The sequence below is a fragment of the Methanosarcina mazei S-6 genome (assembly GCF_000970205.1).
GTDB lineage: Archaea > Halobacteriota > Methanosarcinia > Methanosarcinales > Methanosarcinaceae > Methanosarcina > Methanosarcina mazei.
Map to the genome: position 1 here is coordinate 1,834,603 of NZ_CP009512.1, position 13,755 is coordinate 1,848,357.

The 13,755-nt window shown below is 44.2% G+C and carries 14 protein-coding genes and 1 pseudogene; 6 read left to right on the top strand and 9 right to left on the bottom strand.

The window, feature by feature from the left end; all coding sequences use genetic code 11:
• Positions 1-20: 20 nt before the first annotated feature.
• Complete coding sequence (locus MSMAS_RS07915; RefSeq protein WP_230625050.1) at positions 21-1,502, top strand: alpha/beta hydrolase family protein; 1,482 nt, start codon at positions 21-23, stop codon at positions 1,500-1,502.
• Positions 1,503-1,735: 233 nt separating this feature from the next.
• Here the strand turns inward: MSMAS_RS07915 and MSMAS_RS07920 are convergent, their stop codons facing one another.
• The 3 genes and pseudogenes from MSMAS_RS07920 to MSMAS_RS07930 all read right to left on the bottom strand — a co-directional run.
• A complete protein-coding gene (locus tag MSMAS_RS07920) occupies positions 1,736-2,146 on the bottom strand; it encodes a hypothetical protein (RefSeq protein WP_011035092.1) in 411 nt (136 codons plus the stop codon).
• A gap of 11 nt (positions 2,147-2,157) precedes the next feature.
• Positions 2,158-2,343 (bottom strand): hypothetical protein, encoded by a 186-nt coding sequence (locus MSMAS_RS07925; RefSeq protein WP_015413129.1) that lies wholly within the window; start codon positions 2,341-2,343, stop codon positions 2,158-2,160.
• A 4-nt stretch (positions 2,344-2,347) separates the two neighbouring features.
• Positions 2,348-2,683: pseudogene (locus tag MSMAS_RS07930) on the bottom strand (DUF2157 domain-containing protein); the annotation flags it as partial.
• A gap of 634 nt (positions 2,684-3,317) precedes the next feature.
• On the opposite strand from MSMAS_RS07930, the gene MSMAS_RS07935 reads away from it, so the two are divergent.
• From MSMAS_RS07935 to MSMAS_RS19215, 3 genes are all read left to right on the top strand, one after another.
• On the top strand, positions 3,318-3,785 hold the full coding sequence (locus MSMAS_RS07935) for a MarR family winged helix-turn-helix transcriptional regulator (RefSeq protein WP_011035090.1): 468 nt from the start codon (positions 3,318-3,320) through the stop codon (positions 3,783-3,785).
• A gap of 24 nt (positions 3,786-3,809) precedes the next feature.
• Positions 3,810-5,231, top strand: coding sequence for an MATE family efflux transporter (locus tag MSMAS_RS07940; RefSeq protein WP_011035089.1), 1,422 nt, complete (start codon positions 3,810-3,812; stop codon positions 5,229-5,231).
• A gap of 184 nt (positions 5,232-5,415) precedes the next feature.
• Positions 5,416-5,577: a hypothetical protein gene (locus tag MSMAS_RS19215; protein ID WP_015413125.1), complete on the top strand. Its 162-nt coding sequence runs from the start codon at positions 5,416-5,418 to the stop codon at positions 5,575-5,577.
• 170 nt (positions 5,578-5,747) lie between these two features.
• On the opposite strand, the gene MSMAS_RS07945 is transcribed toward MSMAS_RS19215, so the two are convergent.
• The 6 genes from MSMAS_RS07945 to MSMAS_RS07970 form a co-directional block, all read right to left on the bottom strand.
• Complete coding sequence (locus MSMAS_RS07945; protein WP_011035087.1) at positions 5,748-6,170, bottom strand: DUF3147 family protein; 423 nt, start codon at positions 6,168-6,170, stop codon at positions 5,748-5,750.
• Positions 6,160-6,339 carry a hypothetical protein gene (locus tag MSMAS_RS07950; RefSeq protein WP_048036348.1) on the bottom strand — a complete coding sequence of 60 codons (180 nt, stop codon included), beginning with the start codon at positions 6,337-6,339 and terminating at the stop codon, positions 6,160-6,162. The genes MSMAS_RS07945 and MSMAS_RS07950 overlap by 11 nt, the downstream gene beginning before the upstream one ends.
• Complete coding sequence (locus MSMAS_RS07955; protein ID WP_015413123.1) at positions 6,330-6,686, bottom strand: DUF3147 family protein; 357 nt, start codon at positions 6,684-6,686, stop codon at positions 6,330-6,332. Before MSMAS_RS07955 ends, MSMAS_RS07950 begins: the two co-directional genes overlap by 10 nt.
• A 132-nt stretch (positions 6,687-6,818) precedes the next feature.
• The gene (locus tag MSMAS_RS07960) at positions 6,819-7,712 is read right to left on the bottom strand and encodes a D-aminoacyl-tRNA deacylase (RefSeq protein ID WP_048040598.1); all 894 of its coding nucleotides are present in this window, start codon (positions 7,710-7,712) and stop codon (positions 6,819-6,821) included.
• A 126-nt stretch (positions 7,713-7,838) separates the two neighbouring features.
• Positions 7,839-8,690 carry an ion transporter gene (locus MSMAS_RS07965; RefSeq protein ID WP_155395357.1) on the bottom strand — a complete coding sequence of 284 codons (852 nt, stop codon included), beginning with the start codon at positions 8,688-8,690 and terminating at the stop codon, positions 7,839-7,841.
• Between the two features lie 334 nt (positions 8,691-9,024).
• On the bottom strand, positions 9,025-10,545 hold the full coding sequence (locus tag MSMAS_RS07970; RefSeq protein WP_015413120.1) for a glutamine synthetase family protein: 1,521 nt from the start codon (positions 10,543-10,545) through the stop codon (positions 9,025-9,027).
• Between the two features lie 400 nt (positions 10,546-10,945).
• On the opposite strand from MSMAS_RS07970, the gene MSMAS_RS07975 reads away from it, so the two are divergent.
• Both MSMAS_RS07975 and MSMAS_RS07980 read left to right on the top strand, forming a co-directional pair.
• Entirely contained in the window at positions 10,946-12,127 is a 1,182-nt protein-coding gene (locus tag MSMAS_RS07975) for an FprA family A-type flavoprotein (protein WP_048036353.1), read from the top strand.
• Between the two features lie 295 nt (positions 12,128-12,422).
• A complete protein-coding gene (locus MSMAS_RS07980; protein ID WP_015413117.1) occupies positions 12,423-13,703 on the top strand; it encodes an APC family permease in 1,281 nt (426 codons plus the stop codon).
• Positions 13,704-13,755: the final 52 nt, after the last annotated feature.

Sequence of the window (13,755 nt, forward strand, 5' to 3'; positions counted from 1 at the left end):
TTGTCGAAGCAAGGCTTTTTATGAATTCTAAAATAGTAATCTGTCTATTCTTGCTGCTTATTATCGCAGCTTGTTCCGGATGTGTCTCCAAGCCGGCTGAGTCTGAAGTGAATACTGATAATAACCAGGACCTCAAAGAAGTGGAAGGGCTCTGGCTTGGGACCCTTGAAGTTCAGGGCGGAATGGAAGTAAGGCTGTTATTCAATATTTCTTCCAGCCCTGATGGTTCCGTTAATGCTACAATGGACAGTCTTGACCAGGGAGTAAAAGGAATACCTGTAGAAACTGTCACCTATAAGGACAGTAAACTCCGCCTTGATGTAAAATCCATAAGGGGCAGTTTTGAGGGTACACTCAAAGAGGACGGAAAGACAATAGAAGGGGAATGGAAACAGTCAGGTATATCTCTCCCGCTTGTGCTTTCTCGCATAGACGAAACCCCTGACACGCGAAGAGAGCAGGACCCTGTAAGACCCTATCCTTATGACGAAGAAGAAGTGGTTTATGAAAATGAAGGAGCAGGAGTGAAGCTTGCAGGCACATTAACCCTCCCGAGGTCTGAAGGTCCTTTCCCGGCAGTGATCCTTATAAGTGGTTCCGGCCAGCAAAACCGTGACGAAGAACTCCTGGGACACCGTCCGTTCCTTGTACTGTCGGACTACCTGACTCAAAGGGGAATCGCTGTCCTGCGGGTCGATGACCGTGGAACAGGAGGTTCAACCGGAGACTTCTCACAGGCTACTTCTGAAGATTTCGCAGGAGATGTGCTTGCAGGTATTGATTATTTAAAAAGCCGCGAAGAGATAGACCCGACGCAGATAGGATTGATAGGGCACAGTGAAGGAGGTTTAATTGCTCCAATTGTAGCAGTGGAGTCCCGGGACGTTGCATTCATCGTACTGATGGCAGGGCCCGGAATTACAGGCGAGGAAATCCTCTACCTTCAAAGTGAACTGATTTCCAGGGCAGAAGGGGTGGACAATGAGACAATAGCCCGGAATAATGCCCTTATGAAAAGCATATACTCTGCGATAAAAGAGGAACAGAATGATGAAATTGCTGCAGAAAAACTTCGGAAGCTTATGATGGATGAAATGGCAAATATGAGCGAAGAAGAAAAACAGAGCGCCGGCTATTCCGAAGCCGACCTCGATGCCCAGATCCAGTCTCTACTATCACCCTGGATGCGAAACTTCCTGACATACGATCCCAGACCCACCCTCATAAAAGTTAAATGCCCCGTACTCGCAATAAATGGTGAAAAAGACCTCCAGGTGCCTCCTGAGGAGAACCTTCAGGCAATAGAAGAAGCCCTTGAAGCAGGAGGCAACCAGGACTATACGGTAAAAGAACTTCCGGGTCTCAATCACCTTTTCCAGACCTCTCAAACAGGATCTCCATCTGAGTATGCAAGAATTGAAGAAACGATTTCACCGACAGCTCTGGAATTGATCGGAGACTGGATTTCGGAGAGGACCAGCGCTGCTGTAGAAAAACAATAAAAGGTAATCATAGAAGGTAACTATAGAAGGTAATCATAGAAGGTAACTATAGAAGGTAACTATAGAAGGTAACTATAGAAGGTAACTATAGAAGGTAACCGTAGAAGGAAAGAGAAGATTCTTTCCTCCCTTTACTTTTTTGTTTTTGGAAGCTCTTTCAGAAGGGGCTATATTCTGAATAGAGATGTTCTTTCTGAATAAAGATGTTCTTTCTGGACGAATTTGAAATCAGATTAAATATCTACCTCCTCCCCGCCGATTAATAAGCTCCTGATCACGGCATTTCCGTATCTGTCAACAACAACCTTTACATCAACTTCTTCTCTTCCGGAAAATTGAACCTTCAGCTCCCTTCTTTTTCTTTTCAGAACAATACTTATGACCAGCAGGACAAAGCCGCCGAGCATAAAAAAGAGTGACCTCGGAAGCAGTTCCCAGAAGAAGTCGAAATATCTCGCAAAAATGAGGAGAATAAACCAGAACATTGCAGTGCTTACTGTTCCTATATCTTCTGTGCTGTATCCGGCATAAAGGAGAAGAGTCAAAAGACCCAGAAAGATCACATTAAAAAGAATCATGTAAAATTTTTCCGGGGAGGGGATAAAATCAGGGATATATATTGTTGTGAGAGTTATCCCTGCCATCAGGAGTGAGATTATAGAAATGCCCAGGTCTGCATGAAAGCTCCCTGTGACTTTTCATGTAGTGGTTTTGAGAGCAGGACCGCCAGAAAGAGGATTCCTGATATAGCATAAATTACAGGGATTATTTCCTCTACTTTATATTGCCAGATTTCGAAGGTGTAAGCAAATAAAGCAATAAGTACAGCCTGTAATCCCATGAACTTAAAAAGTCTTTTCAGCGTGTTTTGCTTTTTCTGCAAGGCTGTGGAGAATCCCGGAAAAATGTACAGCAATTCCTGATATGAGGAACAGGTCTTTCATACTTATCAGGTTCTCAAGGCCGGTTCTCTCAGAATAAAGAAGGCCGATCCAGAGGTAAAAGAGAAGAGAGCAAAGTCCTGCTATCGGAGTGGACATGTAACCGTAAATGAGTGGAAAAACCCCAATAATCCATATCAGGACAAGAGTGCTGTTATTAGCATTGATATTGTAAATCTGGGTAATCAAAAAAAGGCTGGCTCCAAAAAAGAGGGATGAGAGCAAAATCAGGGCAGAACCAGGCCTGGGATACTTCTAATTTTCGTATTTAAAATGATAGCCAGCGTAATGTATGCCTATTGTGCTTCCAGCAAGCAGCAGAACCTTAACGCTATTTCCGATTTGAATGGGTTGTTATTTGTGCAATTATTATTGGTTTGTTAATTTGCTGTTGTGTCATAGTGTATATTATGATAAAATTTTTTTATGCTATCATAAATAAATAAATAAATAAATAAATAAATAAATAAATAAATAAAGCCACACATGCGTGTTGTGATTATCCACACGTGTACGTATTATTCCAAAAATTCATAAAAAGAGCCTGAGGGCTGGAAAAAGTTCCAGTAATGGCATTAATTCACTGCTTTTACTACTTTAGTGGAAACTAAAAAAATTAAACTACAAAAAACTCCCAGTAATTTTTAAAGGAAGAAAAAAATTAGTAATTGTGTTTTTAAAACTCCTGACTTCATACTCCTGAATAATTACTGTTTTTTCTGTCATTCCTCCATAACTATTATATATATAAAGCCCTTACAGAGGGCAAGAATATAGTTTCACATGTAACTATTATATTAATCTCTATAAAATTACCTGTTAAACTATTTTATCCTAAAACAAGCCTCCCAGCTTATAAAACGGAGGATAACTCATGGAAGACCCAAGAGAGATCTGCGGCCCGATCGCCCACATCTACCGGAGCCACCTTGCATATATGGCAAAGGAACTTGAAGATTACGGGATTGGGAGCGGACAATTTGATTTCCTGATGGTCCTGTACCGGAAGGACGGCATTTCTCAGGAAGCCCTTGCGAAAATACTGAAAATAAGCAAAGCCACAAGCACCAGGGCGATTCAGAGCCTGGAAAAAGAGGGGTATGTTTACAGGCAAAAAGATGAAAACGATCTCCGTGCTTACAGGGTTTACCTTACTGAAAAAGGGAAGGAAATGAGAGATATAATTCTTGAAAAGCTGAATTCTTTCGTTGATACTCTTCTTTCAGATTTCACACACGAAGAAAAAGAAAATTTCAGGCTGCTTGTCCACAAAGCTTCGGTTAAACTCTGCGGATCAGGAATCGAACAGAGGTGTCAGGAAAAGCAGTGTGATGCGAAATAAAAACGATATGGAAGCGCATAAAATATGGAACAAAAAAGTGAATTTCTGGGAAAAGAGAGTATAGGGAAGCTCCTGTTCAAGCTTTCGGCTCCTGTAATAGTCGGAATGTTAGTTCAGGCTCTCTATAATGTTGTGGATACATTTTTCGTGGGGCAGGTATATGGGGCAGACAGTGTCCAGGCTATAGGCGGGCTGTCGATAGCTTTCCCGATCCAGATGATAATCATGGCCTTCGGGGTTGTTCTCGGGACAGGAGGGTCTTCGATAATCTCGCGAGCCCTCGGAGCAAAAGAGTTAGAAAAAGCCGAGAAAACTCTGGGAAACGTTTTTTCCCTTAGCCTGATCCTCAGCATAATTATTGCTATTCCCTACCTTCTTTTCCTGGATACAATTCTGGAAATCTTCGGTGCAACTCCAGGCATCATGCCCTATGCCAGGGAATACCTTGAATACATAATTTTAGGAGCGGTTTTCTTTGTCTTCGGAGTGGCTGTTCAGAATATTGTCAGAGCCGAAGGAAATGCCCGCCTTGCAATGAATGTAATGCTTATAGGAGCGGGCCTCAATATTATCCTTGACCCTGTCTTTATGTTCGGCTTAGATATGGGTGTGAAGGGAGCTGCAATTGCAACCGTACTGTCTCAGGTAGTGAGCTCTATCTGGCTGCTTCAGTACTGCCTTAAAGGAAAAGGAGCTGTGCATTTTAAATCCAGATACCTGAAACCTGACATTAAAATTATAAAAGATATCGGGTCCATAGGAGTCGGCTCTTTTGTCATGCAGATATCGAGCAGTATTATGATGATCTTCGTATACAACGCCCTTGCAACCTATGGAGGAGATGTTGCAGTCGCTGTTTTTGGCGTAATAATCAAGGTCAATTCCTTCATCTTCCTGCCGCTTCTTGGCATGTCCTTTGGCCTGCAGCCAATCGTAGGGTATAATTACGGAGCAAAGCAGTTTGGAAGGATAGCTAGAGCCATAAAACTGACTCTTATGGCAACCACGGCATTTGGGACATTTGGCCTGCTTGTCATTTATTTCTTCACGGAACAGATTCTCGGGCTTTTCAGTGCAGATCCGCAGTACCTCGATGTCGGGACACACGCTGTAAAGATCATGCTTCTCGGGATGCCTCTGGTAGGATTGAACGTGGTCTCTATGACGGTTTTCCAGGCGCTTGGAAAAGCCAGACCGTCTTTCCTCCTCTCTCTCAGCAGGCAGATTCTTTTCCTGATCCCGCTTGTTGTCATCCTTCCTGGCTTTTACGAGCTGGACGGAGTCTGGGCAGCTTACCCGATCTCGGATGTTCTGTCGTTTTTGCTCTCAGGATACCTGCTGCTCAGAATATACAGGATTTTTAAAGAACATCCGGGCTCTCCGGGAATTACCGCTGCTAAAGAACTGGCAGTTTCCAGAGGGGTTGAATCAAGTCTGGATCGCTGAAAAAGATAAACCGTGAAAGAAGGAAAGGTTTCTGCCTTTTCCTTCCTCTTCTTTCCCTCTTATTTTTTCAGGCACAGCTAAAGAATCTCCGCCTTCATGGAACAATGTTCAGAATCACTGTTTCAAAAGCAGTTTGAACCTGAGTTACATACTTTTTTACATCAATCAAATTGAGGTGACACGAATGAACTGCAGCGAATTGAAAGAGGGTCAGGTTCTTGTCTGTGAAGGGTGCGGGTTTGAGCTCAAAGTTGTAAATGCATGTGGGGAAGCCTGCTGTTCGACCGATGCCTGCTGTATCGGCAACATAACATGTTGCGGGGAGCCGATGAAAATAAAACAATAATCAGAGAAATAGAGAAAAAAGAAATTGCAGGGATTTTGGAAGAAATTAACTGGAAAAATTTGAGTGATAAGAATTATTGGACGAAATTAAGTTAAGAAATTGAGTATAAGAATTGAGTATAAGAAACTGAGTACAAAAAATTGAGCCAGAGTTTGGATCAAACTAAAATATTAAGGCTTTTCTGAAGCCTGAATCTTAAAATTCCTTTTACCTGCTGTTTCTTTTTCTTTTTCCTTTTTCGAGAATACCTGCATCAATGTAATTGCTGCATAAGAACTGAAAAACCAGGCAATAAGTGCGATCTCCAGGGATAAACCCCAGAGATTCAGGTGTTCCATACAAAAAGTAGCCGTAAGCACGCAAACAGCACAGCCGATCATCCCTGCGCTGGCTCCGAGAGCAATATCCGATGCCTGTTCGGAACTCCCGAAGTGGCCTGCCATAATTACGGCTGCAGCCATTACAGCCGGAAATGCGGCAAAGACCCCTGCAAAGGATTTTGAGGGAAGGTGCTGAAGCAGGATGTAACAGGCAGCAACAGCCGTGCCCCCAAAAACAAACCTTATGCCGAGATCCCGAAGATCAAGTTCCATTAAAAATACTCCTGAATGAATCTGATTTTAGTTTGTCTGATTTTAGTTTTTCTAAATCTGGTTTTTCTAAACCTGGCTTTTCTAAATTTAGTTTGTCTGATTTTTTTCTTTTATCCGTTAACGTTTTTTTTCCGGCATTCGGTTTGATTTTGTTCAGAATCAGAACCATGTAAAATAAATAACCGGGGCGAGCACAGCCCAGAAGAGGAGAGAGAGGCTCAGGCCTGTTTTCCATCCGTATTTTAGTATTAAATAGCTGGCTGCGAGGGCACAGCATATATCTGCCGACATTCCCACAAGTGCCCCTCTGGAAAGCTGCTCGGAAACTGAAAGCAATTCACTACCTTCGTATTCCATGCTCAGGCCCGCAACCGCTGCAAGGTAAACCGCAGGAAAAGCCGCAAAAACGCCTCCAAGCCTGCCTCCGAAACTCCGGGCAACCAGCCTTGAAGCCACAACCGCAGTTCCGCCAAAAAGAAAACGGAGAATAATGGGAGAGATACCAGTAATGAGCATTAAGTCCCGACCTGTCACTGAAAAGTTATCTATTTATAACGGTGGATTTTAATCATCAAGCCTTAATTATCAAGCCTTAATTATCAAGCCTTAATTATCAAGCCTTAATTATCAAGCCTTAATTATCAAGCCTTAATCATCAAGCCCGTAATTTTCCCGGATTTCCGATTCCTTCAATACCCTGAGACCGAGCTTCTCAAGAATTTCAGAGATCTTTTTCCTGTCTTCGCTTTTCATGGATTTCCTATCAAAATAAGCAAATTCGGCACCGGATTTTTCAACAGCCTGCCTTACAAGGGCTTCGTCCACGAATTCTAACTGGTATTTTGGGAAATTGTGCCCGAAAGAAATTTTTGTTTCAAGCAAAAGCCCGGTCTGGCGCATGGCATAATGCCCTCCCCCGAACCCAACTGCGACAGGAACTTTTTCAAGGGAAACTGCAAGTATGGATTTTGCTGCCACCTCTCCTGCGTCAGGGTCTTCCCACTGCTTCTCAGTGCTGCCTATCTCGGCATAAATTGATGGGACAGAGAGTTCTGTCGGGCCGTGGTGGGTCACTTCAAGGGTTACATCATACTTCAGCCCTTTCTCTCCTGCAAGCTTTTTCATCCCGCTCAGGATCGACTTCATAGCAGCAGGTGAAGAGACTGCAAGCTCTTTAGGGTGACCCCCAAGCCTTGCTTCTCCTGAAGGGTTTCCTGTGCAGTGTACGGTGAGAGAATTAATTTCTTCTTTGCTCCTGTGCTTGGAGGCAAAAATTATCAGGGAAGCCGGCAGACCTGCAGCTTCAAGCTTTCTGTCAAGCCCGTCCTGAAATACATGAATCTCTTCTATGTCCACAAGTCTGAATTTTCCGTCTATTGATTCTCTGGCTGCCGAAAATCTGGACTCCGGCGGTAGTTCCAGGTTTTTCCATTCGGTCAGGTTCAAAAGGTGATTTTTGATGTTCTGGCTGGCAAGGTCTGGGGCAGAACAGATTATGGTGATTTTTGAATTATTAACATTTTCTGGGATTATATCTGTCATTGTCGGATCAGTCCGGTTCCTTCTGAATTTATTCTGTATCAAATTATTCTGTATCTATTCTGGATTTTTGTTCAGAAACAATTGCCTTTAGAATTCGTAAAGATAGATAAAGCCAACCCTGAAGTTTCACGAGCGTATCTCCAGTTCTGCTCCACAGCGTTTGCAGAATTTCGCATCACTTTCATGCCCTTCAAAACTGCAGTTCTGGCACACCCTTCCTTTGGTGTACCTGCTTGCATAAGAAATCTCGGACGTGATGATACCTGTCGGGACTGCTATGATGCTGTAACCTGTTATCATAACAACAGAAGCAACCGCCTGCCCGAGACCTGTTTCGGGGACTATATCTCCGTATCCCACTGTTGTAAGAGTTATTATTGCCCAGTAAACGCTCGTTGGTATGCTTGTAAACCCATTCTTTCCGCCTTCGATAACGTACATCAGGGAACCAAGTATTATCACCAGATTCAAAACAGTAAAAAGGAACAGGGTTATTTTTCTCCGGCTTGCGCGTAAGGCTCTTATCAATAAGTCAGCTTCTCCGAGGTACTGAACAAGTTTGAGCACCCTGAAAATCCTGAGCAGCCGTAAACTCCGGATTACCAGAAGGTATTCGCTTCCTGGCAAAAGCAGGCTGAAATACGCCGGGAGGATTGCTATCAGGTCTATTATCCCAAAAAAACTTGTGGCGTACCGCACCGGCCTGCCGACACAGACCAGGCGCAGAAGATATTCCACGGTAAACATTATTGTGAAAATCCATTCAAGGGAATAGAAAAAATCGCCATAGGACGCCGCAATCTCCTTTACACTATCCAGCATGACAACAATGACGCTGAGCAGGATGGTAACTATCAGGATTTCGTCAAATCTCTTTCCTGCAGGTGTGTCTGCTTCAAATATTATCGTATATAGCGTATTTCTCCAGTCATCATCAGGCGGCTTATTTTGTGGGCTTTTTTTCACTGATCCAGCCATGTTAACATCCACGCAGCAGGAATTTGATACGCAATTCAGGTTTTTGAATATACATTTATAAAGTAATTACCTTTGTGAAATCATCTTCTCTAAAATGATTACGCTCACATATGTTTCGAAGAGTAATAAGTATTTCTTAAAGTGGCTTCAGTGCTTGTTATTTGCATTGAAAAGGAATGGTTCAGGAAAGCTATTATGCCCGGTTCACAGGGCAGCTGAGTGCCGCAAAAATAAGGAGGAAATTCGTTTTTGCAGGGCCTGCTTTCTGACAGGCAGAGCCCTGCTTTTCTCGTGAAAAAAAGAAAACGGTTTTTAAAAGTTGCCGTTATCGAGCTCAGCCAATGTGGATGTAGTTGTCCACAAGCTTCCTGATCTCTTCATTCTTGCCGTAGAGTTTCTCGCTCAGCTGGTAGTCGTTGTAGGATTCAAGGTTGCTGATAATTCCGTCAAGCATACCCTCGGTAAAGACATCATACTGCATGAAGATATCTTTCTGTTTCTTAAGAGCCTGGGCGGACTCGTAGCAGGAAGCAGGCAGGTGCTCAAGCTGGGCAAGCCTGTCTTTGTGCTCTTCTTTGAAGATGTTCACGTTGATGTAGAGCTTATCTGCTAGCTCAAGGGAGTTGTCCATCTGGAGCCCGTGGCGGGTACCTACACAGAGACCGGTGAGGAGGAGGTAGATGTCAGCAGAACCGTCTGCAGCACGGAACTCATAAGTCTGTTTGTAGTAGTGTTCTTTGAGTTCTTCGCTGTAGTTCGGGTTTGCAATGGTGATCATCTTGCTGGCTTCTCCGGACCAGCCGAGAGGCACACGGATAAGTGCGGAACGGTTCCTGTCTCCCCAGCAGATGTTGGTTGGTGCTTCCTGGTGAGGCACAAGGCGCAGGTAGGATGTAGGAATTGTGTTTCCAAAAGCAGTGATTGAACCGGCAATGTCAAGGCATCCAACGATAGCTTTCTTTGCGGCATCTGTGAGCTTTCCGCCGTTTTCGACTGTTGCGGTCTTGCCGTCTTTCAGGAGCTTCATGTGGATGTGGAGCCCGCTTCCTGCCTTTCCGACAGTGATCTTGGGGGCGTAGCTGACTGAAACACCGTACTGAGCTGCAAGCATCCTGAGGATCCATTTTCCGATGAGCAGGCGGTCAGCAGCGTCTTCGAGGCTTGTTGTTTCAAACTCGATTTCATTCTGCTCATAGTAATACTTGTCATCGGTAAAGTTTCCGACTTCGGAGTGTCCGTATTTGATTGTTCCGCCGGCTTCGGCAATTGCGAGCATGGCATCTTTCCTGAGCTGGTCGAACTTGGTGAAGGGACCTGCCTCGTGGTATCCTCTCTGGTCAATTGCAGGAAAGTCGGTGTCAATCATTTCTTTGTCGCTGATGATGTAGTATTCGAGTTCAGCCATTGCGTTTAACTCGTACCCGGTCTCTTCCTTCAGAACAGCATGAGCTTTCTTCATGATGTTTTCAGCAGAGCTTGCAAGAGGGTTTCCGTCCTTGTCGAAGTAGGAACAGAGAAGGTCAAGGGTCGGGATTTCCTCAAACGGGTTTACAAAAGCAGTGCGGTATTTCGGGACAACATAAAGGTCGCTTGAGTCGGCTTCTATGTATTTGAAAAGGCTTGAGCCGTCCACTCTTTCTCCGGTAGAAAGCACATTGTCGAGGTGTTCCTCGTTCCTGATGATGAAGCTGAGGGCTTTGAGCCTGCCATCTCCGCCAACGTAGCGGAAGGTCAGCATCTTAATACCGTTATCTTTGACGAATTTGATGATGTCATCTTTGGTGAATTCACTTGCTGGCTTTTTAAGGTACTGTACCAGTCTGTTTGGATTCAGTTCTACTGATGATGTTTTCATAAATATCCCTTCTTTATGGTTGTATATTCGAGTATCAAAGCCTCAATTCAATACTGAATATTTCAGGCTCCAGTGTACCCACATTAATCATAAATTTGTGAATTATGGCCTGCTAGGAAGAAGATAACTTACTGCTGTCTATATAAGCTTTTCTTTCCCCCCGGTTTTTCTGAAAAGCTGCGTCCTGAAAAAAGGCATTAATAGACTGTATGTTTCCTGTTTCTCCATACATTATCTTTTTTAGAAAATTGCCTGTGCATGCATCAGACGGTCACAGCTAATACATATATTGGACGAATACATATAGACTGATTATAAAAGCTGTCGGATGAAAAAGCTATATTCAGGCCTTTAATTCATTCATGCTTATTTAGCCGGCACTGTAACGGGGATGAAAAATATGAAAAATTATAATATTCCGGAAATAGCCCGGAACGTATTCTGGGTTGGGGCAAAGGACTGGAACCGCAGGATGTTTGACGCTCTGATTCCTCTGCCTCAGGGGACAAGCTATAACGCTTACCTTGTAAAAGGAGAAAAGAAAACAGCCCTCATAGATACCGTAAACCCGGGATTTGAAGAGGAGTTCGAACAAAAAATAAACCTTGTTTCCGACCTGGAAAAGCTTGACTACCTGGTCATGAACCATGCCGAGCCTGACCATTCCAGTGCGATTCGTTATATTATGGATAAGGCTCCTGACTCCATACTTGTCGCGACTGAAAGGGGAATAAAGATGGCAGGCCTTTATCATGAGCTTCCTGAAGATCGCATAAAGGTTGTTGCCGAAGGGGACAGCATTGACCTGGGCGGGAAGACTCTCCGCTTCATAGAAGCGCCCTGGCTCCACTGGCCGGAAACCATGTTTACATATCTGCCGGAAGAAAGAGTACTTTTCCCATGTGACTTTTTCGGAGCTCATACTGCCCAGGGAGTTTATGACGACGACCTGGAAGACCTTATCCCCCTGGCAAAACGCTATTACGGGGAAATAATGATGCCCTTCAATAAAATGGGGGCAAAGGCTCTTGAAAAAATAAAGGACCTCGAGATTGACATTATAGCTCCAAGCCACGGGCCGATATATAAGAATCCAGAGAGGATACTTGAGCCCTACAGAAAATGGACTGCTGGAGAAACTGAAAATAAAGCCCTTGTTGTCTACATAAGCATGTGGGGCTCAACAAAAGAGATGGTAAATGCAATTGCAGAAACTCTTCTTAAAGAAGGAGTTGATGTAAGGATGTATGACCTTGCGGCCTCAGACCTGGGGGATGTTGCCAGAGAGCTTGTAGACTCAAGAGCCATTATACTGGGGACTCCTACAGTGCTTGCAGGAATGCACCCGCTTGCCCTGTACGGTGCTTACCTGGTAAAAGCGCTCAAACCTCCGGCTAAATACGGAGTTGTCCTGGGGTCATTCGGCTGGGGAGGAGGAGCATTGAGACAGGCAGGAGATATCCTGACCCCTTCGAGTATGGAAGTTGTTGGTACGCACCAGGTTAAGGGCAGGGCGAAAGAGGAAGACCTAAAGAAAATAGAAGAGATAGGCAGGCAACTTGCTCAAAAAATGAAAGCTTAAAAGTATACTTTTAAGACTGTACAGACCTGACATTCCTGCGAAACTGCATGAGAAAACAGCGCTGAGAGCTCCGGTATTACCGGGTGTCATTTTGCCTAAAAACAGCAATTTTAATTTTTCGGGAATATCTTCAAGTGTCAGTAATGTGACGTATTAAACTCGGCTCCAGAAAGCCTCCCTAAAGACACAATGCTCTCAGCCCGTGCATTTTCCTGGAATAAATTAAAAATATGTTTTTCCTCTCAAAACCAGTTCTCTAAACGTTTTTTTCTGTGATGTAAGCAGGGAGCTTATTATGGAAGAAAAATCCGATTTAAAAAGAGACCTGAGTTTGGTTGAGATTACTCTAACCGGAATTGGCAATATTCTCGGAGCCGGAATTTACGTGCTTATGGGAAAAGCTGCCGGTCTTGCGGGCAATTTTGTCTGGTTCTCTTTTCTGTTTGCTGGTGTCACTGCCGCACTTTCCGCTTTCAGCTACATGGAACTATCATCCATGTATCCGCGGGCGGGAGCAGAGTATGAGTTTGTAAAAAGAGCTTTTGGAGAACGCACAGGACTTTTTGCCGGGCTCCTTGTGGTCTATTATGTGATAATCACAAGTTCTGCTGTTGCTCTCGGGTTTGGGAGGTATTTCAGCAGCCTTTTCGGAGCTAGCAGTCTGGTCGGGGTAGCTGGCCTTTTTCTTTTCCTCAGCCTTGTCATGGTCTACGGTGTCAAGGAATCTGCCCGGCTGGCTGTTTTTATCAGCCTGATAGAACTTACCGGTCTTCTGGTGATTGTTTATGCAGGGTTCCCTTATATCGGGACAGTAAATTATTTTGAGGCTCCGGACCTCGCAGGGCTGTTTGAAGCTTCTGCCCTGATTTTTTTTGCATTTCTCGGTTTTGAGGATATCGTCAGGCTGTCCCAGGAAACAAAAAATGCAGAGAAAACAACCCCAAGAGCCCTGATTATCGCGATATCAGTTACGGTTTTCCTCTATGTCTGTGTGGCCATAGCTTCCGTAAGTGTCCTCGATTTCCGCGTGTTAGGGCTCTCGGAAGTGCCGCTTGCGGATGTCGCGGCTGTAGCTTTCGGAAATGACGCTTTTGTCCTTCTGTCCTGGATAGCTCTTTTTTCCACAATGAATACCGTACTTGTGGTCATGCTCGGAGGGTCAAGGATTGTCTACGGGATGGCAGATGCAGGATCTTTTCCCAGAGCCCTTGCACGCGTACATCCCCGCTTCAGAACCCCCTGGGCCGCAATTTTCGGAATTGCCTTTATCTCGGGTTTTTTTGTCCTTCTGGGAGACATAACAACCGTAGCAAATATTGCTAATTTTATGATCTTCATAGTCTTTTTTATGGTTAATGTCTCCCTGATAAAACTCCGTTATGCAGAGCCGGAAAGACATCGTCCTTTCAGGGTCCCTGTCAGCATAGGGCGTTTGCCGCTCTTCCCATCACTCGGCGCATTATCTGCTGTTTTTCTTTTTTCTCAGATCAGCCTCGAGATCATGGCTTATGGTTTTTTCCTTATAGTAATAGGGTTCATAATTGTCCTGATAAGAACCCGAAAAATCCCTCCCTGACTCTGAAGCCGGGACTATGAGGGTTCGAATTGTTAAAATATGATCTTAATTT

What these genes read in the sequence shown, in the direction of transcription:
- MSMAS_RS07925 (WP_015413129.1), bottom strand. Translation starts at nt 2,343, where the DNA reads ATGGGATTACAGGCTGTACTTATTGCTTTATTTGCTTACACCTTCGAA.
- MSMAS_RS07965 (WP_155395357.1), bottom strand. Translation starts at nt 8,690, where the DNA reads ATGGCTGGATCAGTGAAAAAAAGCCCACAAAATAAGCCGCCTGATGAT.
- MSMAS_RS07970 (WP_015413120.1), bottom strand. Translation starts at nt 10,545, where the DNA reads ATGAAAACATCATCAGTAGAACTGAATCCAAACAGACTGGTACAGTAC.
- MSMAS_RS07945 (WP_011035087.1), bottom strand. Translation starts at nt 6,170, where the DNA reads ATGGAACTTGATCTTCGGGATCTCGGCATAAGGTTTGTTTTTGGGGGC.
- MSMAS_RS07920 (WP_011035092.1), bottom strand. Translation starts at nt 2,146, where the DNA reads ATGGCAGGGATAACTCTCACAACAATATATATCCCTGATTTTATCCCC.
- MSMAS_RS07935 (WP_011035090.1), top strand. Translation starts at nt 3,318, where the DNA reads ATGGAAGACCCAAGAGAGATCTGCGGCCCGATCGCCCACATCTACCGG.
- MSMAS_RS07980 (WP_015413117.1), top strand. Translation starts at nt 12,423, where the DNA reads ATGGAAGAAAAATCCGATTTAAAAAGAGACCTGAGTTTGGTTGAGATT.
- MSMAS_RS07960 (WP_048040598.1), bottom strand. Translation starts at nt 7,712, where the DNA reads ATGACAGATATAATCCCAGAAAATGTTAATAATTCAAAAATCACCATA.
- MSMAS_RS07940 (WP_011035089.1), top strand. Translation starts at nt 3,810, where the DNA reads ATGGAACAAAAAAGTGAATTTCTGGGAAAAGAGAGTATAGGGAAGCTC.
- MSMAS_RS19215 (WP_015413125.1), top strand. Translation starts at nt 5,416, where the DNA reads ATGAACTGCAGCGAATTGAAAGAGGGTCAGGTTCTTGTCTGTGAAGGG.
- MSMAS_RS07915 (WP_230625050.1), top strand. Translation starts at nt 21, where the DNA reads ATGAATTCTAAAATAGTAATCTGTCTATTCTTGCTGCTTATTATCGCA.
- MSMAS_RS07950 (WP_048036348.1), bottom strand. Translation starts at nt 6,339, where the DNA reads ATGGTTCTGATTCTGAACAAAATCAAACCGAATGCCGGAAAAAAAACG.
- MSMAS_RS07955 (WP_015413123.1), bottom strand. Translation starts at nt 6,686, where the DNA reads ATGCTCATTACTGGTATCTCTCCCATTATTCTCCGTTTTCTTTTTGGC.
- MSMAS_RS07975 (WP_048036353.1), top strand. Translation starts at nt 10,946, where the DNA reads ATGAAAAATTATAATATTCCGGAAATAGCCCGGAACGTATTCTGGGTT.